This is a genomic window from Halobacillus halophilus DSM 2266 (assembly GCF_000284515.1).
Classification (GTDB): domain Bacteria; phylum Bacillota; class Bacilli; order Bacillales; family Halobacillaceae; genus Halobacillus; species Halobacillus halophilus.
The window spans coordinates 4,074,443-4,094,991 of sequence record NC_017668.1 but is presented as its reverse complement, the minus strand read 5'-3'; the positions used below and the strand labels follow the sequence as shown (position 1 = coordinate 4,094,991).

The 20,549-nt window shown below is 45.0% G+C and carries 19 protein-coding genes, 1 pseudogene and 1 riboswitch; of the genes and pseudogenes, 17 read left to right on the top strand and 3 right to left on the bottom strand.

Annotation, left to right across the window (positions count from 1 at the left end; translation table 11 throughout):
* From walK to HBHAL_RS19895, 5 genes are all read left to right on the top strand, one after another.
* Nucleotides 1-1,830 carry a cell wall metabolism sensor histidine kinase WalK gene (gene walK, locus HBHAL_RS19915; RefSeq protein ID WP_014645336.1) on the top strand — a complete coding sequence of 610 codons (1,830 nt, stop codon included), beginning with the start codon at nt 1-3 and terminating at the stop codon, nt 1,828-1,830.
* Nucleotides 1,827-3,182: a YycH family regulatory protein gene (locus tag HBHAL_RS19910; RefSeq protein WP_014645335.1), complete on the top strand. Its 1,356-nt coding sequence runs from the start codon at nt 1,827-1,829 to the stop codon at nt 3,180-3,182. The genes walK and HBHAL_RS19910 overlap by 4 nt, the downstream gene beginning before the upstream one ends.
* Nucleotides 3,183-3,199: 17 nt before the next feature.
* A complete protein-coding gene (locus HBHAL_RS19905; protein ID WP_014645334.1) occupies nt 3,200-4,153 on the top strand; it encodes a two-component system regulatory protein YycI in 954 nt (317 codons plus the stop codon).
* Nucleotides 4,150-4,944, top strand: a complete 795-nt coding sequence (locus HBHAL_RS19900) for an MBL fold metallo-hydrolase (RefSeq protein WP_014645333.1) — start codon at nt 4,150-4,152, stop codon at nt 4,942-4,944. The genes HBHAL_RS19905 and HBHAL_RS19900 overlap by 4 nt, the downstream gene beginning before the upstream one ends.
* 79 nt (nt 4,945-5,023) lie before the next feature.
* Nucleotides 5,024-6,247: a S1C family serine protease gene (locus tag HBHAL_RS19895; RefSeq protein WP_014645332.1), complete on the top strand. Its 1,224-nt coding sequence runs from the start codon at nt 5,024-5,026 to the stop codon at nt 6,245-6,247.
* A gap of 450 nt (nt 6,248-6,697) precedes the next feature.
* On the opposite strand, the gene HBHAL_RS19890 is transcribed toward HBHAL_RS19895, so the two are convergent.
* The gene (locus tag HBHAL_RS19890; protein ID WP_014645331.1) at nt 6,698-7,393 is read right to left on the bottom strand and encodes a DUF2306 domain-containing protein; all 696 of its coding nucleotides are present in this window, start codon (nt 7,391-7,393) and stop codon (nt 6,698-6,700) included.
* Nucleotides 7,394-7,521: 128 nt separating this feature from the next.
* Here HBHAL_RS19890 and ltaE point away from each other — a divergent pair, with 128 nt between their 5' ends.
* The 3 genes from ltaE (at nt 7,522) to HBHAL_RS19880 (ending at nt 10,577) form a co-directional block, all read left to right on the top strand.
* The gene (gene ltaE / locus HBHAL_RS19885; protein ID WP_014645330.1) at nt 7,522-8,541 is read left to right on the top strand and encodes a low-specificity L-threonine aldolase; all 1,020 of its coding nucleotides are present in this window, start codon (nt 7,522-7,524) and stop codon (nt 8,539-8,541) included.
* A 118-nt stretch (nt 8,542-8,659) separates the two neighbouring features.
* A complete protein-coding gene (locus HBHAL_RS21645) occupies nt 8,660-8,836 on the top strand; it encodes a hypothetical protein (protein ID WP_158512396.1) in 177 nt (58 codons plus the stop codon).
* Between the two features lie 580 nt (nt 8,837-9,416).
* Nucleotides 9,417-9,520: riboswitch (purine riboswitch) on the top strand.
* Nucleotides 9,521-9,707: 187 nt separating this feature from the next.
* On the top strand, nt 9,708-10,577 hold the full coding sequence (locus HBHAL_RS19880) for a 5'-methylthioadenosine/S-adenosylhomocysteine nucleosidase (RefSeq protein ID WP_014645326.1): 870 nt from the start codon (nt 9,708-9,710) through the stop codon (nt 10,575-10,577).
* Nucleotides 10,578-10,642: 65 nt separating this feature from the next.
* On the opposite strand, the pseudogene HBHAL_RS19875 reads toward HBHAL_RS19880, so the two are convergent.
* Nucleotides 10,643-10,900, bottom strand: a pseudogene (locus HBHAL_RS19875) (NADH oxidase); the annotation flags it as partial.
* Nucleotides 10,901-11,093: 193 nt separating this feature from the next.
* Here HBHAL_RS19875 and HBHAL_RS19870 point away from each other — a divergent pair.
* The 9 genes from HBHAL_RS19870 to rbsB all read left to right on the top strand — a co-directional run bounded on the left by HBHAL_RS19870 (nt 11,094) and on the right by rbsB (nt 19,337).
* The gene (locus tag HBHAL_RS19870) at nt 11,094-11,561 is read left to right on the top strand and encodes an NUDIX hydrolase (protein WP_014645325.1); all 468 of its coding nucleotides are present in this window, start codon (nt 11,094-11,096) and stop codon (nt 11,559-11,561) included.
* Nucleotides 11,551-12,027, top strand: coding sequence for a hypothetical protein (locus tag HBHAL_RS19865; protein WP_041601485.1), 477 nt, complete (start codon nt 11,551-11,553; stop codon nt 12,025-12,027). Before HBHAL_RS19870 ends, HBHAL_RS19865 begins: the two co-directional genes overlap by 11 nt.
* Before the next feature lie 81 nt (nt 12,028-12,108).
* On the top strand, nt 12,109-13,371 hold the full coding sequence (locus HBHAL_RS19860; protein WP_014645323.1) for a M48 family metallopeptidase: 1,263 nt from the start codon (nt 12,109-12,111) through the stop codon (nt 13,369-13,371).
* A gap of 217 nt (nt 13,372-13,588) precedes the next feature.
* On the top strand, nt 13,589-14,584 hold the full coding sequence (locus HBHAL_RS19855; protein ID WP_041601484.1) for a LacI family DNA-binding transcriptional regulator: 996 nt from the start codon (nt 13,589-13,591) through the stop codon (nt 14,582-14,584).
* Nucleotides 14,581-15,480 (top strand): ribokinase, encoded by a 900-nt coding sequence (gene rbsK, locus HBHAL_RS19850; RefSeq protein ID WP_014645321.1) that lies wholly within the window; start codon nt 14,581-14,583, stop codon nt 15,478-15,480. The genes HBHAL_RS19855 and rbsK overlap by 4 nt, the downstream gene beginning before the upstream one ends.
* Entirely contained in the window at nt 15,477-15,875 is a 399-nt protein-coding gene (rbsD, locus tag HBHAL_RS19845) for a D-ribose pyranase (RefSeq protein ID WP_014645320.1), read from the top strand. The genes rbsK and rbsD overlap by 4 nt, the downstream gene beginning before the upstream one ends.
* Before the next feature lie 15 nt (nt 15,876-15,890).
* A complete protein-coding gene (locus HBHAL_RS19840) occupies nt 15,891-17,396 on the top strand; it encodes a sugar ABC transporter ATP-binding protein (RefSeq protein WP_014645319.1) in 1,506 nt (501 codons plus the stop codon).
* Nucleotides 17,393-18,328 (top strand): ABC transporter permease subunit, encoded by a 936-nt coding sequence (locus tag HBHAL_RS19835; protein WP_014645318.1) that lies wholly within the window; start codon nt 17,393-17,395, stop codon nt 18,326-18,328. The genes HBHAL_RS19840 and HBHAL_RS19835 overlap by 4 nt, the downstream gene beginning before the upstream one ends.
* Nucleotides 18,329-18,386: 58 nt before the next feature.
* Complete coding sequence (rbsB, locus tag HBHAL_RS19830) at nt 18,387-19,337, top strand: ribose ABC transporter substrate-binding protein RbsB (protein ID WP_014645317.1); 951 nt, start codon at nt 18,387-18,389, stop codon at nt 19,335-19,337.
* 89 nt (nt 19,338-19,426) lie between these two features.
* On the opposite strand, the gene HBHAL_RS19825 is transcribed toward rbsB, so the two are convergent.
* Nucleotides 19,427-20,392, bottom strand: coding sequence for a Gfo/Idh/MocA family protein (locus HBHAL_RS19825; RefSeq protein WP_014645316.1), 966 nt, complete (start codon nt 20,390-20,392; stop codon nt 19,427-19,429).
* Nucleotides 20,393-20,549: the final 157 nt, after the last annotated feature.

Sequence of the window (20,549 nt, the reverse complement as noted above, 5' to 3'; positions counted from 1 at the left end):
ATGAAGAAAGTAGGTTTTTTTCAGTCCGTCAGACTGAAGCTGATTCTCGTTTATATTCTGCTTCTTCTATTAGGCATCCAAGTGATTGGTGCCTATTTTGTTGAGAGGTTGGAAAATAATCTGACGGATAATTTTACAAATTCGATTGAAGGACGCTTAAATTCACTCACGTATAGCCTCCAAAATGCCTTTGAGGCAGAACGAGGCGAGGGTGACCCCTCTTTACAGGCTGAAGTAGAGGGACTGATTAACGAATTTAATGAATCCGACATCAAGAAGTTACAAGTGATTGAAAAGACAGGGCCGAATATTATTGCCTCGTTTGACAGTGGCAGTGATGATCGCGCCAATATCGGAAAAAAAGTGACGGATGCACGGATTAGTAAAGTATTTATCCTGGGCGAGACCGATCCGAGAACCGTACGGCAGGATGGGACAAACTTATATGTAGGAGAGAAACCCATTACAACGGAAGCCGGGGAAATTAAAGGGGTGCTCCACTATCAGGCCCGCATGGATGGTATCTATGAACAGATGCAGGCGATTAATAGTATATTTGCTAAGGGTACTTTGCTTGCGATCACGGTTACCGCCCTGCTTGGGATCCTGGTAGCCCGTACCATTACCAAGCCCTTAACTGAAATGAAAAAGCAGGCTCAGATAATGGCTACCGGTGATTTCTCTCAAAAGGTGGATGTAAAAGGTAATGATGAAATTGGGCAGCTCGGTCTTACGTTTAATGACCTGAACGATAAGCTGAAGTTAGCCCAGGCTACAACCGAAGGGGAACGACGAAAATTAAGTTCGGTTTTGTCGAATATGTCGGATGGTGTCATTGCTACAGACCGCATAGGAGCGATTATTTTAATGAACGCACCAGCCTCTAAGCTGATCGGTCAGACGTTTGAAGAAGTCCAAGGCCAATCTTTAATCGACGTTTTCGATCTAGGCGACCAAATGGATGATATTTCTGAAGTTGAAGAAGCGGGATCGATGATTATTGACCTCAGCAGTGAAGACAAGCATCTGCTGGTTAAGGCCAATTTTTCAGTGGTAGAAGATGAGAATGAAGAAATGGACGGATTTATTTCGGTGATTAGTGATGTTACGGAACAGGAGAAGGTAGAGCAGGAACGCAGGGAATTCGTGTCTAATGTTTCTCATGAGCTGCGGACACCGCTCACAACCATGCGGAGCTATATTGAGGCCTTAAACGATGGGGCCTGGCAGGATCCTGATATTGCTCCGAGATTCTTAGATGTTACACAGAATGAAACCGACCGTATGATTCGTTTAGTTAATGATTTGCTGCAATTAACGAAGATGGACCATAAAGAAACGACCTTAATGAGAGAGCGTGTCGAATTTGTCGGCTTCTACAATCAGATTATTGATCGATTTGAGATGAATAAAGATGAAAATATGGAGTTTGAAAGAAACCTTCCGAAGAAAAATATGTACGTTTGGATGGACAAAGATAAATTGACACAAGTGCTGGATAATGTCATATCCAACGCTGTAAAATATTCACCAGAAGGCGGCACGATTCGTTTTGATGCGTATTCTACCAGGAAACAGCTTCGCGTGAGTGTGACGGATGAAGGCATCGGTATGCCGGCGGATACAGTTGATAAAATCTTTGACCGGTTTTACCGGGTAGATAAATCGAGAGCAAGAGAAATGGGCGGCACCGGTCTTGGCCTCGCTATTGCCCGGGAAATGATTGAAGCCCATCACGGTAAAATATGGGCAGAAAGCAAAGAGGGTAAAGGGACCTCGGTACACTTTACACTTCCGTTAATGAGTCAGAAGCGGAGGGGAAATTCATGAACATGGAAACAATGAAGTCCGTAATTTTGGTTATACTGATTGCTCTTAGTCTGGTGTTAACGGTCGCTCTATGGAATTATCAGCCAAGCAGTGAAATCGTTGAAGAGGGACAAGAAGTGATTGATACTACCCAATTAGACGGCGAAGAAAATGATTTAGTAAGTCTTGTGGAGCCGGAGCAGTTCGTCTTTCACGAAAGAGGAGCTTCCTATTCTTATGAAGATCCGGCAGAAAAAACGGCCATGTATGACAGAATGAAGCAATGGGAGCTTTTGAATGTGGATGAAACTCCAGCACAGCCCAGTTTTGATGAAGATAGTCACGTGGTGGAAGCCGTTTTTCCCGAGGAGCTTCCTCTAAAAGTGCTTGAAAACATCTTTACTGTAAGTACAGGAGAGCTTTCAGAGACCCAGGTATTTAACAGGCTGTTCTTTATTCATGGTCACGATGATAATTCATCCTCTTTTTATCAGGTTCTGGCCGTCGATTCGACGGACGATGTAGCGCCGGCTAAGCTCAGGGCTACCATTGATGAAGACTATGGAAGCCAATTATTTAATGAGTTGGATGACAAGAATGACTTAATCGAGCAGATTGCTTTGGATGGTTCGATCTCCCTTCTCGGCAGCTCGGAGATTGAAAATACAATCTATCTTCCAGAAGGCCGTGTGGCTTATCCTGAGGAAGTGCTGCAGACCACTCCGATTCCACTTGTTCCGATTCAAAACGATCTTTTTCCACCTAATGCCGTGGTCTCATCTTCATCGATTAATGGTCATCGGCGACTGGCTACGACAGACCGGCGATTGGATGTTCTGGATAATGAAACAAGACTTAAATATGAGTACATGATTCCTAACCGTGCTAACCCAAGTCCATTGCTTGAGTATGATTTATTAACCCGCAGCATTAATGATGTGAATAACCACGTGGGCTGGACCAATACGTTTTATTTGGACAGTATTTCCTCGACTATGGAGAAGGCAACGTATCGAATGCATTATAATGGCCTGCCTATTCTATCAAGCGAAACCAATGTAGAAATCATGTCCATGAAATACGAACAAGGTGAGATCCAGGAGTATATTCGCCCGCTTGTCATTTTTGAGCGTTATCCTTATGACAACACCTCCACGGACGAGCTCGCTTCGGGAGAAGAAGTGAGGGATTTCTTAACGAATACGGATAAATATAATCTGGAAGAAGTGGAAGGCGTTAAGATCGGGTATCAGTTAAAAGAGCAGCGTCCAAACCTTGCTTATTCCCTCTTTCCTGGATGGTTTGTTAAACTGTCGGGCAGCTGGGTCCCTCTGGAAATGGATGAATTAAGGCAAGATGAAGAAGTTTCCTAGGAAGGAGAAGGGTGTAAATGCAATGGGGACAAATTAAAGTTTTATTTATCCTTAGTTTTTTAGTTCTGGATATCTTTCTCCTCAATCAGTTTATGGAAAAGCAGCAGGCGTCGGAGCTTGGTCCGATTGCTACCGCTAACTCTGAGAGTTTTGAAGACGAGCTTGAAAACAATAACATTACGGTCTCCTGGGATAATGTCCCAAGCGAAGTGCCGGCCGTTCCTCAAACCATTTCTTCAGGTAGTGAATTTTCAGAGGGGGTTCTTTCACAGATCCAGGAATTAAGAGAGGGAGACGAGCAAACGGTTGCGGTACAGAATAACAGTGTTTTAAAAAGCGAGCTCAGCGAACCTGTTGAAGTTACGGAAGATAACGTAGTGGATCAGGTGAACAGTGTAGTCCCTTTTAGTAATCAGTATGAATATTGGAACTGGAACAAGGAAGAAGGAGTGATCCTGTTTTTTCAAAAGAAAAATGACCGCACCATTTTTTATAATAGCGGGGGCTTCTTAATGCTTCAGGTTGAGGATGGGAAAATAACAAGCTATATTGCCACTTTGTTATCTTTCTCAAATGGAGATGAACAAGCGCCAAGCTCCGGTTCTCAGGATCCGCAGATTATCCAGCCTAGCAAAATCATCCAGAAATTAATGGATGAAGATCATTTAGCCTCGGGAGATGAGGTTACCAGTATGTCAGTGGGGTACTATAACAGCTTTTATCTAGTACTGGGTGAAGAGAACGGCCCGCAAGTGTTTGCCCCAACGTGGAAAGTGACGGTAAATGGAGAGAAGATCCTGTTTGTCTATGCGATCACGGGTGCGGTTATTGATGAGAAAGAATCAGCCTTCATCGAGAAGATTAACAGCTCCTTTGATTTAAGTGTGAATAATACGCCGGCCCCTCTGGTAGATAACGAAAAAAGTAATGATGGAACAGAAGAAACAAACAATGGAGTGTCTAATGAATGACTTTACGTATGAGTGTACTAGCTTCAGGCAGTACAGGTAATGCTTTTTATATAGAATCAGGGGATGAAAAGATTTTAGTCGATGCAGGATTAAGTGGGAAGCGTATCGAAAGTTTATTGCAGCAAGTGAATATTGATCCTAATGAATTATCCAGGATTTTAGTGACGCATGAGCATAGCGACCATATCAAGGGACTTGGAATTATGGCAAGACGTTATAATCTCCCTGTCTATGCGAATGAAAAAACGTGGCACGCCATGGAAGGGCATATCGGTAAATTGTCATTGGATCAGAAATTTCATTTTAATATGGAAGAAACGAAGACGTTCGGCAAGCTTGATATAGAATCATTTGCGGTCTCGCACGATGCCGCGGATCCTATGTTTTTTACCTTCCACCAGGACGGAAAAAAAGTAGCTCTCGTAACGGATTTGGGCTATGTATCTGAAAGAATTAAAAAAACGGTGGAAGATGCCGACGCTTATATTTTTGAATCCAATCATGACGTAAGTATGCTCCGCATGGGACGATATCCGTGGAATGTAAAACGGCGTATATTAGGAGATTCCGGTCACGTCTCGAATGAAGATTGCGCTCTCGCCTTAACCGATATCCTGACGGACCGCACGCAGCGCATCTATCTGGCTCACTTGAGTCTGGACAATAATATGAAGGACCTGGCACGCATGTCCGTTAGAAACATTTTAGAAGAACGGGGATTCCACATCGGCTCTCACCTTGAGCTTCATGATACGGATCCGAAACAGGCAACTCCGATTTATGAAGTATAACAGCGTTTTATTTTTGGTAAAACAGGAAAGAATACGTGAGTAGATCATAAACGAGCGAAGAAAGGATGGGTGAAGCCGCGTGGGTTACTATGATGACCACTCCCCAGCTGCCCAGCAGAAGAACAGTCGAAGACGTTGGGTCATGCCTACCATTGTAGGCGTGATCCTTGGTGCAGTTTTAATCTTGTTAGCACTTCCAGCTCTAGTTCAAACCGAATTACTTCCTTATGAGATTACCATTCCTGAAGATGACAGCGGACTGGTCGATGATGACCAGGGTCTTACAGGAGATACGACGAAAAATGTAAAACTTGATGTGACTTCACAAATTACAGATGTTGTAGATAAAGTGACTCCTTCTGTCGTAGGTGTCGTTAATATTCAATCTCAGCAGAATTTCTGGGAACAAAATGGTTCCAGTCAGCAAAGCAATGTAGGGTCAGGCGTCATTTACAAAAACGAAGATGGCACGGCTCATGTTGTGACCAACAATCACGTAATCGAAGGGGCCAGTGAAATTGAAGTGGTTCTGGCCGATGAAACGAGAATTAAAGCTCAGCTTGTCGGGAGCGATGTATTTACAGATCTGGCGGTTCTTAAAATGCCTGGGGATCAAGTGAAGCATACGATTGAACTAGGAAATTCAGAAAACCTTAAAATCGGTGAGCCCGCGATCGCCATCGGTAACCCATTAGGACTGCGTTTTTCCGGATCGGTCACGCAGGGGATTATCAGCGGCAAGCAGCGTGCCATTCCGCAGGACTTTAATGGGGATGGTTTAGAAGATTGGCAGGCAGAGGTTATTCAAACGGACGCGGCCATTAATCCAGGAAACAGCGGCGGAGCCTTAATCAATATAGAAGGACAGTTAATAGGAATCAATTCTATGAAGATTGCTCAATCGGCTGTGGAAGGGATAGGATTCGCTATTCCAATTGATACAGCTAAGCCGATTATTGATGAACTCGAACAATATGGACAAGTGAACCGTCCTTATATTGGTATTGAAGCTTATGGATTAAATGAAGTTCCTAGCTCGGAGTGGGAAGGTACGTTGAATTTACCAGAGGAAGTTGAAGGCGGACTGTATATACGAAGTATTAAACAGATGTCGCCGGCAGCTAAAGCTGGATTGCAGCCACTTGATGTGATCACTTCGCTTGATGGCAACCAAGTGAAGGACATTATTGATCTTCGGAAATACTTGTACAATGAAAAAGATGCCGGAGATGAACTGGAGATCACGTACTACCGGGATGGTAAAAAAAATACGACGACTGTAACCCTTGGTTCACAAGAATAGAACGTGAAAAAGAGGTATCCTTAAAAACTAAACCAGTTGAGGATATCTCTTTTATTGTCGAAAAACCTCATATTTTTGTCCACAGCCTGTGAATAGTGTTCTGGATAAATAGCATATATGGTGGCGAACGTAAATTCTACTACCATATACCCCTCCCAAATTGTGCATATGTGGATAGTTTTGTGGATAACCTGTTTACATCAGGGGAAAACCTGTGAATATTAGAAAATTACCAATAATTGTGCATAAGTCTGTGGACAATTGTGGGTAACTAAAATCGTTAGTGACTTTTTTCCACATGTGGATGACTTTTGACTCTTATTTTGTGAAGGGCATGTAAGGATCATGAATCCTTCGTAAAAATCGTGAAAATAAATGGAGAGTAATTTTATCCTGTTGTTGTAGTTGGACTCCTCATTTTCTAACGATTTACGAAAGTGTGGATAAATATTATTTAGGCGTTGATAGTCGAAACTTCTTCCGGTAGTAACGAGTAAATCCAAAAATCAGTGGCGTCAGGACGATCGTAGGTAAAAACCACAAGAAAATACTTATCGATGAAATGTTTAATAAGCGCGGGGCTCCAAAAACGGTGAAGGCGGTAATGGTGGCGATGGAACATCCGATTAAGTTGCCAAAGTGTTCAAAATACCAGTGCATTTTTGTTTGTGGAGGAGTCAGCCAGTAATTGAGCTGTCCATAACCTAAAAATAGTCCAATTACCGGGAAGTACTGTAATAATGGAAACTGATTTACCCATCCAATCACCATCGTAATAATCGAACTGAAAACGAGTATTAATGAGATCCCTGTGTCCAGACTTAACAAACTTCTTCTTCTGGTCCTTCGCTTGAACCTCAGCACCCGGATTCCATTCCAGGCCGTGGAGGCGCTGAGAACAGCTATAAAGAGCAGAAAGAAAGCGAAAGATTTTTCTGCTGCGTTTCGTGAAGCATCAAATCCGATCCGATAAATCCCCATGTAAAAAGCAGTAGCTGATACGATCCCCATGGCCCACACATATATCCAGCCCACACGTCTATGAATCATTCCTCCTTTCTTCGTAACTAAAGGAATCCAAAACACGATAAGCGCCGTAAACCCCGCCAGAATATGAAGATATAATACTATTTGAAATATACTCATTCCATAGTCCCCTCCCCTTTTGCTGTTACTTTATTTATACCATAAGAAGCAGGTCAATCGTCTTAGTAATTCATCTATTTCCATCTTCCTGAATTGTTTCGTACAATAACAGAAAAGGAGGAGATAACATGATTGATCTAAGGAGTGATACCGTAACGAAGCCTACCCGCGCCATGCGTGAAGCTGCCTTTGAAGCAGAGGTGGGGGATGATGTCTATGAAGAAGATCCCACTGTGAAAAAACTTGAGAATCGAGCTGCTGAACTTACGGGGAAAGAAGCTGCTCTTTTTGTTACGAGTGGTACACAGGGGAATCAAATCTCTGTGTTGACCCACTGCCAACCTGGAGATGAAGTTCTCATGGAAGCAAATGCTCATTTATTTTTATATGAAGGAGCTTCCATGTCTGCCCTGGCCGGTGTTCAGCCGAGAACACTGCAAGGTACAAGAGGGGCGATGAACCCTCACGAAGTAAAAGCAGCGATCCGGCCTGATGATATTCATTTTCCAGAAACGGGGCTGATCTGTCTGGAAAACAGTCATAACAAAGCCGGCGGAGCGATTCTTCCTTTAGAAAATATGCAGGAGATTCATCGAATTGCACAGGAATCCGGTATTCCGCTTCACCTGGACGGGGCCAGGTTGTTCAATGCTTCGGTGGCTTCGGGGGTTCCGGTGAAAACGTATGCCGACCAGACGGATACGATTCAGTTCTGTTTATCGAAAGGGCTGGGAGCTCCCGTTGGTTCCATTATTGCAGGGTCTGAGGACTTTATCCGTAAAGCCCGCAAGTGGAGAAAACGTCTCGGCGGAGGCCTGCGTCAAGTAGGGATCATTGCGGCTCCGGGTCTTGTGGCGCTGAATGACATGGTGGATCGGCTGGCGGAAGATCACGAGCATGCGAAGCAGTTAGCGGAAGGATTAGGAAATATAGAAGGGCTGGAAATTGAGAATAACGTAGATACGAATATCCTTTTAGTCAATGTGGAAGGACGGGGGAAGACCTCGCATGAATTTCTCGAGGAGCTGAAGAGTCAGGGCGTTCTTGCTGTACCGTTTGGACCTTACACGGTGAGGTTTGTGACTCATTATGATGTCTCGGGCGAAGATATCGACCTCGTCATCGAACGAGTACATCGATGCTTATAATTCATGGAAATGTACATATTGAGCGGCGTTCCATCATAAGGTGAAGTATGAGATCACCTGGAGACAGTTCATCAGTCAAAAGAGGGACTCGAAAGTTTACACTTTGGAGGTGAGTTCCATGCCGGAACTTGAGACTGGTCAAAGTACGAAAAAGAATCTGTCAGCCGCCCAGCATCACATTTTTGCTGAAATGTTTCATAAGGACCGCTTTGTGGACGGTATTCCATTGGATGAACTCAGTAAGCATGTCAGAAAGTCTAAATCCTATAAAAAAACCACTAAGCGAATGAAATGACCTCCCCTCACCCCTTTGGAGAAATCCAGAGGGGTTTTTTTGAGGAATCTATTAAGGCTGTTTGCAGTTGCAGGGGCTTGTTTCAAGGCCGAAGATCCTTACAAATGGCAAAAGAGCTCATGTTAAATCGATTGAATAGAACCTGTAATCGTTTCACTAATTGTAATAAAATGACAATTCAGGTTTATCGACAACCTAAATAATGGTATTAAAGAAGAAGAGAAGAGCTCAGAGCAGTTCTCTTCTATTTAATGAAGATGGGAAAGGGGCCAGGCTATTCGACATGCTCAGGTTTACGATGGGGAAGGTGACTCTTTGAAGAGTGCATGTATGAGGAGTGACCGAGTGGGAAGGAGGGGGGACTCGTGCAAAGCGGCTTAGTTAAAACGATTATTATTGTAGTGATTATTTTGCTGATCATTGCTGCACTCCTATATGCTCTTGGAATTGCCGGTTTCGTAAGCAGGTAAGGGTCACAGGTTCCTATTTTTGTAATAAAACGAACATTAATGTGATTTTTATTATTTTTGTTCGTTTTTTAGTTGATTGTGTGGCATGAGTCTGCTATATTATCACAGTAGCCCGATTACATAGCCCAACTCGTATATTCTCGGAAATAAGGTCCGAGCGTCTCTACCCGGTTCCCAATGAAAGAACTGGACTACGAGTTAAAGTGCACCCATATTCAGCAGGTTTCTTATGGTTTGGATTACCATACTTTAGCCGTGGTGTGCTTTGACTTTGTAGGTCTAGAAGGTAGAGATTTCTCTGCTTTTCTAGGCCTTTTTTTATGGACTGAGTAAGAGAGTTCGATGAGCGTGTGAGGGTTCAGAAAGCTATTATTATATTCGTTAAGGAGAGATTTATTTTGATGAAAAAATACGCTTCACTCGCTATTATTTCTATTCTATTCGTATCATTACTTGCGGCATGCTCATCATCCGAAGAGGCAGCGGCCGAAGATGAAGAAAGTGCGCAGCAGCCTATTATCGTTCAAGGTCCAATGCCGATTGAAGCGGAAAAATTCGCGGAGCGCTTAGAAGATGTGCAAGAGGAGAAATCGGGATCGTTCGTTTTTTATAAAGGGACGGTGAATGATTATCCTGTGATTGTAGCCAAGACAGGGAAAGGGATGGAAAATACAGCAGCAGCTACGGCCATCGCGATTGAAAAGTATGATCCGGCCGCGATTATTAACCAGGGTACATCAGGCGGACACGATCCGAACCTGCATGTCTATGACATTGTGTTAGGAGAACGAACGACAAATATCGGATCGTTGAAAACAGGAAGCAGAGAAGATGGAGAAGGGATCGCGCCGAAAGAATGGATTCCGATGGACCTCATGGCTTCTGAAGGAAGCGCAGGAGAAGATCCGGATGCAGAAAACATTCGTTACTTTGAAGCGGACGAAGAACTTCTTGCCGCGGCTCAGGCTGTGAAAGATGTTCACGAGAAAGGAAAAGTGGTTGAAGGTACGATTGGCTCGGCGGACGTCTGGAACAATGAAGTGGATCGTATTCAATGGTTCCATGAGAAGTACGGAACTTCTGTCGAGGAAATGGAAGGCGCGGCCGGCGCGCAGATCGCCAAGGCTTATGATGTGCCTTTCTTAGGTATCCGCATCCTTTCCAACAACAAAGTTAACGGCGGAGAGTACGATCCGAATACAGCGGAAGCGAACCAGGCGTATGTGTATGAAGTCGTAAAAGAATATATCACTACCCAAACAGGCGAATAAGATAGGAAAAGCCCCTGGTCAAGCTGCTAAACTGACCAGGGGCTTTCTTGTATTCTTCATATCTTTTAGAGAGCGGCTTGCAGCCCAGCTTTATTAATAAAGTTCCAGGGCTTATTAAAGTGCGGCTGGAAGAAGAAATCCACGTAGCCGAGTTCTTCCACCGTCATTCCGTTCTGGATGCAGACACTCATCGTATTGATCGATTGCGTAACGTCTGCTTTGGAAATCACCTGTGCACCCAGTACCCGGTGGGTGGCCGGGTCAAACGTGACTTTTAACTGTACGTGTTCAGCGGTCGGCATAAAGCCTGGGCGATGGTTATCTTGATTTTGTGTGATAATGTGAAATGATTCACATTATAAACTATGAAACTATTATATAAGCAGAACGAATAAATAGCAAGAGTTTTGTTCAGTATTTCACATAATTGGTGCTTGGTATTTTTTGGCACCTCAGGTCATCCAGATTATTCCTGTGTGTGATACATTAGAGGGTAGACGATTATCTGGAGGAGGAATGGGTGTGGATGTAAAGTTTCAGACGGGTTCGAAGCGGTTTAATTACCGGGCTGCGGGCATTCTGATCGAACAGGATCATGTGTTACTACATAAGCAAGCGGGCGACCAGTACTGGGCGCTGCCGGGGGGCAGAGTCGAGCTTGGTGAACAGGCAAGAGACACGATCGTCAGGGAAATGAACGAAGAACTTGGATATGAGGTGGACGTCGCCAGTACTCCGTGGATCGCAGAGAATTTCTTTCACTATGATGGACATCACTATCATGAGCTTGGCTTTTACTTCGTTTTAAGTTCTGATCGGTCTCATTTTCAAGAAGGGCCTTTCCACGGACTGGAAGGGGAGCGGCTCATCTATCAATGGATTCCGGTTACGGAATTGAACGAAATCATCTTACAGCCTGAATTTCTGACTGCTGGCCTGCACAGGCTGCCAGAACATACGGAGCATGTTGTCGTTGAGAATTAAAACCATCCTATTTGTGCTGCTCATCCTGGCTCTCCTCCCGGGGTGCACCTCGGAAGTGCGACTTTATGATTACGATCGAAGTTTAGTCGTTGAGAAGTCCGATAAGTTACCTGAAGATGCCCTACTCCCTAAACAGCTGCCTTTTAAAGTGACCGACATTCAAGTGAGCAATGAGATGGCTGCAGGGCAGATCACAGCGATCTCTTTCCAAAATAAACACAACAGCGTAGTAAGCCTTCTGATTAGTGAAGTTGGCTGGAATCCGGGTGTTTCTTATGAATCCGAACCGATTAAAATATCAGATGAATGGATGGGAGAATACATTTTGGAGGACGATGGACACACTATTTTATGGAAAGATGAGAATCTCTCCTACCGATTCAATTATGTATCGTTTTCCAATGAAGATGATCTTTCCAGGGAACAAGTCCTCCAGGTGATCAGGCAATTTGAACCTCTGCCCTAATCTTGTGACCGGGAGCCTTTTGTTCTAAAATGATTTCAAAGCTCGTACAATAAGGGGCAGAAAACTTCCGGAGGTGACGAAGTGAAGAAACGATTTCTCACTTGGACACTCATACTATTTGCAATTTATGGCGTCCTTATAGGTCTATACTTATTTCAATGGGCCGAGTTTGGTGTACCCGAAGCTTATCAGGGGACATCTGCTGACCCGGCCACTTTTATGACGGCAAAAGAGCTTGCGCAGAGTCAGGACTATTCCCGTTATAAAGATTTTCTTTACTTTGTCAGTCTGCCGCTCGAGTGGATCATTTATTTAGGTGTGATGATCTTTGGAATCTCCACGGTTTTTAAACAGTCCAGCGAGCGAGTGTCCCGTTTTTCGATCGTACATATCCCGGTGTATGTCCTGCTTCTTTCCACATTAACCTGGATGCTTACCTTTCCGGTTGATTACATCAGCCGCAGGCTTTCGCTCAGCTATGGCATATCCACACAGACGTTTTCCGACTGGATGAAAGATGAGTTAATCAGCTTCTGGGTGGGCTATATCATTATGGCGTTGCTCATTACGGTTTTGTACACGCTGATGAGAAAGTTCGAAAAGCGCTGGTGGCTGTACGCATCGATTTTAATGATGCCGTTTTTAGTATTCATGATGTACCTCCAGCCTGTGGTGATTGACCCGCTGTACAATGAGTTCTCCGATCTGAAGGATAAAAACTTAGAAGCAAAGATTCTGAGCCTTGCTGATGAAGCGAATGTGCCAGCTGAACGGGTCTATGAAGTCAATATGTCCGAGGAAACGAACAGCATGAATGCTTATGTGAATGGAATTGGCTCCAATTTAAGAATTGTCCTCTGGGATACGACGCTTAACCGTCTGCAGGAAAAAGAAGTGTTGTTCATTATGGCGCATGAGATTGGACATTATGTGATGCATCACCTGTATTGGAACCTGTTCGGAGCGGTCGCTGCAGCATTCATTGGACTATATCTGGCGTATCATCTTATGAAATATTCAGTACGTAGGTGGGGGGATAAACTAAACATAAAATCGGTTTCGGATATAGCCGGACTCCCTGTACTCTTCATCATTCTGTCATTACTTAGCTTTGCAGCCACACCTGTTGAGCTTGCGATTTCGAGAAATGCCGAGATGGATGCAGACGTGTATGCGATTGAAATGACGCAAAATCCAGAAGCGGCGGTCGGCGCCTTCCAGGAACTGACGGTGAATGGACTTAGTGAAGTAAATCCTCCGGCATTAGTGAAATACCTGCGTTATGGTCATCCGACGATGATGGAGCGCATTCACCTGCTCGAACAATACCAGCAAATCGAATAAAGAGAACAACCAAATAAACCCACCTCAGGTCATCCAGATTCTGGATGACCTGAGGTGGGTTTATTTGGTTCTACGGCTTTCGGGTTGACACTGTATTGTAAGCGCTTTAATATTGTGTGTAACGGGTTACATGTAATCGAAATTTAATAAAAGCTTTATTTTTTTCACGAGTATGTAACGGGTTACACATATTTAAAAAAGAAAGCAGACGATGTTTATGCCTACGATTAAAGATGTTGCCAGACTGGCTGAAGTGTCTACAGCTACCGTCTCCAGAGTATTGAATGGGAACGGATATGTTCACAGTGAAACGAAGGAGCGAGTGGCTGAAGCCATCAAACAACTGAATTACCGGCCGAATGATGTGGCCCGTATCTTATTTAAAGGACGGTCCAAAATGATTGCCCTATTCGTGCCTGACATTATGAACCCTTACTTCCCTGAATTAGCACGCGCTGTAGAAGATATGACCAACCAGCATGGCTTTACCTTTGTGCTATGTAACACAGACGATGATTTGAATAAAGAAATCACGTATTTAGAAGCGTTAAAACAGAAATCGTTAGATGGAATTATTGTGGTTTCAAGCACGATGACGGAAGAGTATATCCAGAATATTGATGTCCCGGTCATTGCGCTTGACCGAATCCTGCACAGATCGATGGCATCGGTTACGGTAAATAACCGCGAAGGCTCCAGGCAGGCGGTCCAATATTTAAAAGACTTAGGATGCCAAAGAATCGCTCATATATCCGGTCCGGAGCAGGCAAGCAATGCGAATCAGCGCCTCGAGGGGTACCTGGATGTCGTGAAAGAAGAAAGCTGGTTCAAGAAGTCCTATATTGAGCCGGGGGAGTATCACTTTGAAGAAGCGAAGAAGGCGACCGAAAGACTTCTCACCAGACACCCGGAAATCGATGGCCTGTTCGTGGCGAATGATCTCATGGGAGTGGGCGCAATCAAAGCGGCGGAGGCACTGGGAATAAAAATCCCCGATCAGCTTTCTGTGATCGCTTTTGACGGAATTACCCTTGGCGAAACGACCACGCCGACGTTAACGACCATGGCTCAGCCGATTTACAAAATAGGAGCCAGAGCAGCAGAATTACTCATTCAGCAAATAGAAAATCAATATCATGAAGCCCAATCAGAAGAATTCACAGTGGAACTAGTAGAAAGAGATTCGACGAGACGAAAGGAGGACCATCCATGACAAAGAAACCTAAGGTAACGGTAATCGGAAGCATTAATATGGACCTCACCGTTCAGACGACGATCATGCCAAAGCAGGGAGAAACGGTCCTCGGCGACAATTTCGCAACCTATCCCGGCGGAAAAGGCGCGAACCAGGCGGTGGCGGCCGCCAGGCTCGGCGCTGATGTACAGATGCTTGGAGCGGTCGGTAACGATGTGTTCGGTAAAGACCTCGTTCATCACCTCCAAAACGAAGGTATTGATACCTCAGCGATTGCCAGGTCTGAGAAGGAAGCGACGGGGACTGCAACGATTATCCTCTCGAACCAGGACAACCGCATCATTGTAGCGGCAGGCGCAAATAAGGAAGTCACGCCTTCTTATATTCAGGACCATCTGGATCTGATCCAAGAGAGTGATATAATCCTTACCCAGCTGGAAATTCCGCTCGAAACGATCACCTATCTCTCCGAACTAAAGAAGGATCTAGACGTTCCTATGATCCTGAATCCGGCCCCTTATCAGCCGCTGCCTGCATCTGTCATCGATGCCTTTGATTATCTTACGCCGAATGAAACAGAAGCCGAGCTGTTCAAAAAAGAATTACAGGAAGACCGGTCGGAAGATAAGTGGATCACCACAAGAGGATCAGAAGGCGTCACCATTTATAAAGATGGAGAGCTCGTCACGGTTCCAAGCTATGATGTGACCGTGGAAGACACGACAGGGGCAGGCGATACCTTCAGTGGTGCCCTCGCTACGAAACTGGCGGAAGGTTACTCCATAGAGCAAGCCGTTCAAACCGCCAACGCCGCAGCCGCCCTTTCGATTATGAAAAAAGGGGCACAGAGCGGCATGCCTGATCAAGCGAGTGTCGAGCAGTTTTTAAGAGAGCAGGGGGGTTCATCAACATGAAAAAGCACGGCATCTTAAACCGGGAAATCGCTTCGATTCTAGCGAGACTTGGTCACACCGATACGATTATAATAGCCGACTGCGGGCTGCCGATTCCTGAAGAAACCCGCTGTATCGATGTTTCTCTGAATCTTGGAACCCCTGATCTATTAACCGTATTGCGTGCCGTTACAGGCGATATGAAAATCGAAAGGGCTACGCTGGCGGAAGAAATTCAAACCAACAATCCAACGGTGCATCAGCAGGTATCCGATTGTTTAGCCGACATTCCAAAGCATTACACGACCCATGAAAATCTGAAAAAGCACTCCAAAGATTCAAAAGTAATTATTCGTACGGGAGAGGCTACCCCTTTTTCCAATGTCCTATTACAATCCGGAGTCATTTTTTCATAAAGCGAGGTGAATAACATGTCTAAGCAGCCTTTTGTCGTCATGAACGATATCGATAAATCCTTTTCCAGCAACCAGGTTCTTAAAAAAGTGAATTTCTCCGTGAACCCAGGTGAAGTCCACGCGCTCATGGGTGAGAACGGGGCCGGGAAATCCACACTTGTTAAAATACTGACGGGCATACACGCAAGAGACGGAGGTTCCATTCAGGTGAACGGTGAAGATATCTCTTTTTCCAATCCTAAGGAAGCGGAAAAACAGGGAATCGTGGTCATTCATCAGGAGTTGAACATCATTCCTCACTTAACCGTCGCTCAAAATATGTTTTTAGGGAAAGAAATCACCTGGCGCAAAACCGGGATTCTTCAGAAAAAACAAATGCACCAACAGACGCTCGAGAATTTGAAAAGACTGGGCGTTACCTCGATCGACCCGAATGAAAATGCCGGCGATTTATCGGTGGGTAAACAGCAGATGATCGAAATAGCCCGGGCGATATCGACGAATGCCAAGATGATTATTATGGATGAACCTACGGCGGCCTTAACGGACCGGGAGATCGAAAGCCTGTTTGAAGTGATTGATTCTCTTAGAAAACAAGGGGTCAGCATCGTTTATATTTCTCACCGAATGGAAGAAATCTTTAGGATTTGCGACCGGATCACCGTCTTACGGGATGGTGAGTACATCGGAACGGAAGAGGCATCGAATACCTCGTTTGAAGCGATTGTCAAAATGATGGTCGGACGGGAACTGGGGGAGCGGTTTCCATCCAGAGATGAAGTGAACGGCGAAGTTATTTTCCAGGTAGAACATCTAGCGAGGAGTAAATGGTTTGAGGATGTCAGCTTTGACGTACGCGCCGGAGAAATTCTTGGAGTGGCCGGTCTGATGGGAGCCGGACGGACCGAAATTATGGAAACGATTTTCGGTGCCGTGAAGAAAAACAAAGGCAGCATCTACTTGAACGGAGAGCCGCTGACCGTGAAACATCCGAGTGATGCCATTAAGGCAGGCATCGGATTTATTACCGAAGACCGTAAAGACGAGGGACTCGTACTGAATTTGTCCATTCGTGAAAATATCGCGTTGTCAAATATGAAAGCGATTTCTAATAAAGGGTGGATCAATTCCAACAGGGAAAACGAACTGATTGATGATTTAATGAAGCGGCTCCATGTCCGGACCACTGGCCGGGAACAGGAAGTGAAATCGTTAAGCGGAGGCAACCAGCAAAAAGTGGTGATCGCGAAATGGCTGGGTATCCAGCCCAAGGTGCTCATCCTGGACGAGCCTACCCGCGGCGTGGATGTCGGAGCGAAAAAGGAAATCTATCACATTATGAATGAACTGACGGAGCAAGGTGTCGCCATCATCATGGTGTCCTCCGAATTACCAGAGGTTCTCGGCATTAGTGATCGGATTATGGTCATCCACGAAGGAAACGTATCCAAAATATTTAATCGTGGAGAAGCCACTCAAGAAAAAATTATGCAAGCGGCGACGGGGGGAGAGACAGGATGAAGAACATGGTGGTCAACAACTTTGCTAAATTAGGTCCGTTAATCGGACTACTGCTCATTATGATCATTCTTGGTTTTGTAAGTGATAACTTTTTCACGCTGGACAACTTATTGAATTTACTCAGGCAAATATCCATTAACGCCCTGATCGCGTTTGGAATGACCTTTGTCATCCTGACAGGAGGTATTGACTTATCCGTTGGTTCCATTCTGGCATTCGGGAGCGCCCTTACGGCCGGAATGCTTTCAAGCGGCATGGATCCACTGTTAGCCGTATTTATTGGTTTGCTCGCAGGATTTGCGATGGGAGCCTTCAACGGTCTTGTCATTACAAAAGGGAAAGTAGCTCCCTTTATTGCCACACTGGCTACGATGACGATTTTCCGCGGGGCAACATTGGTTTATACCGATGGACGTCCGATTACAGGACTTTCTGATAGCTTCACCTTTGAAATGATTGGAAGAGGGTACGTGTTCGGAATCCCTTTCCCAGGTGTACTAATGATTCTCATTTTCTTCGTTCTATTTCTAATCCTGCACAAAACGGTGTTTGGAAGACAAGTCTATTCGGTAGGCGGTAATGAAGAAGCATCGGTTTTATCTGGTATTAAAGCCGATCGCGTAAAAATCTGGGTGTATTCCCTGACAGGAATGCTTTCAGTCCTTGCCGGAATCATTTTGACCAGTCGCTTAAACTCAGCCCAGCCTACAGCCGGGACCATGTATGAACTGGACGCCATTGCGGCGGTTGTACTCGGAGGAACCAGTCTTGCCGGCGGGCGAGGCCTGATCAGCGGAACCTTGATCGGTGCTTTGATTATCGGCGTTCTGGACAACGGCTTGAACTTAATGAACGTGTCATCCTTCTATCAGCAGATTGTGAAAGGCGGCGTCATATTGCTCGCTGTGCTGCTTGATCGAAGGTCTAAATAAAGGGACATGAGGTTTTGCTTAAAGCATGATGAAATAAAAAACAGGGAGGAAGTAAAAGATGAAAAACTGGATGAAATTATTTGGCCTTTTTGCTTTATTGTTATTGGTTGTGGCTTGTTCCACGGAACAGCCGGGAAGCTCTTCCGATGATTCAGAAGGAGACAGCGGAGATTCCGGTAATGGAGAGGATACCACGAAAGTCGGCTTATCCATTTCCACGCTGAATAACCCGTTCTTTGTTTCTTTGCGTGACGGAGCTGAAGCGGCAGCAGAAGAAGCCGGTTTTGAAATTACAACGGCGGACGCTCAAAACGACGCTGCTACTCAAGTCAGTGATATTGAAGACCTGTTACAGCAGGAGATCGACGTACTACTCGTGAACCCTACGGATTCAGCAGCCGTCGTTTCTGCGATCGAATCGGCGAATGATTCAGGCGTTCCCGTAATTACCGTAGACCGTACAGCCGACGGTGGAGATGTCGTCACCCACATCGCTTCTGATAACGTCGCAGGTGGAGAAATGGCAGGTAATTTCATTGCCGAACAGCTTAATGAAGAAGGACAGGTTGTAGAGCTGGAAGGAATTCCAGGCGCTTCCGCTACACGTGAAAGAGGAGAAGGCTTCCACAACGTGGTAGATTCCATGGATGGCATTGAAATTGTAGCTAACCAATCCGCCAACTTTGACCGTTCAGAAGGACTAACGGTTATGGAAAACATTCTGCAAAGCACAGAGAGTCTTGATGCCGTTTTCGCTCACAATGACGAAATGGCACTCGGAGCGGTTCAGGCCCTTGAATCTAATAACATGCTGGAAGATGTCACCGTGGTAGGCTTTGACGCTACCGATGACGCCCGCGCCGCTGTTTCAGAAGGAAGAATGGACGCAACCGTCGCCCAGCAGCCAGAGCTCATTGGCCAGAAAGCGATCGACGCAGCAGGCAAAGTCGCGAAAGATGAACAAGTAGAAGAATTCATCCCAGTCGAACTGCAACTCGTAACCGAATAAAAATAGAATAAGGTAAAAACTACCACTTCAGGTCATCCATATTATGGATGACCTGAAGTGGTTTTAAATGGATTACTAATTTAATTTGCTTATTTTCGCATGTCTTCCTGTAATTTCTCTACGATATCCAGATACGTTTTAGTGGCTTCATGATAAGGCTGTAAAGATTCTTGGTTGCTGATAGCATTCATAAACGTTTCCACCTGCAGACGGTATTGATCCCCTGTTTCTTCATAAGTGGAGACGTCTCCATTGGCTTTGGTTAAGGTAATCTTCCCAACGTGGTCTTTGGCATCGGGACGGTAGGCATGATGGACGTGGATGAGTCCTTCTGATCCGACAACCTGGTATTCATCCCGGAAAACCATATCAAAGCTGCAGTCAATGGCTACTTTCACATCATTAGCCAGGGTGAGGGTGGCCAAAGTTGTCGTGTCTACTTTGTTGGTAGGGTGAAGGCTGGAAGAGACGGCCCAGTCTTTCACTGGTTCACTTATAAGATTTAATGCTGAATGCACCCCGTAACATCCCAGGTCCCAGAGAGCGCCACCACCTTTGTCAGCATCCAGGCGAATATTATAGTTCGAGGGATCCAGCTTAAACGAAAAGGAAGGCTTGATTAACTGAACATCTCCTATATGTCCCTCTTGAATCAACTCTTTAACACGCTGGTGTTGAGGATGGAATTGGTACATAAACGCTTCCAGGAAATAGACTCCATTCTCGTTACAGGTCTCAATCATCTCTTCGACGTCCGCTCGGTACAAGGCCGCAGGCTTCTCGCACAATACGTGCTTCCCTGCACGAGCGGCTTTAAGAGTCCACTCTTTATGAAGGTGATTCGGCAGCGGAATATACACGGCTTCCACTTCTTCATCGGCAAGCAGCTCTTCATATGTATCATACGTTTTTGGGATATCGAAGGACGTTGAGGTTTCCTCGGCATTTCCGCTCAAACTGGCAATGGCTTCTATCTCCGCGTTTTCTGCCCGTTGAATAGCTGGAATCACAATTTTCTTGGCAATATTCGCGGCACTCATGATGCCCCATTTCATTAGAACTCCTCCTCTTAATTATATAAAATTAGGTATTAGTTATTATGGTAGCGTTTTTATAATGGTTTTACTAATGAAAAGGTTTTCTTTGGAAAAACACTCATTATGAGCGCTATGGATGGACCTGGTCGCAGACGTTAAGCCTCTAGAGAAAGGT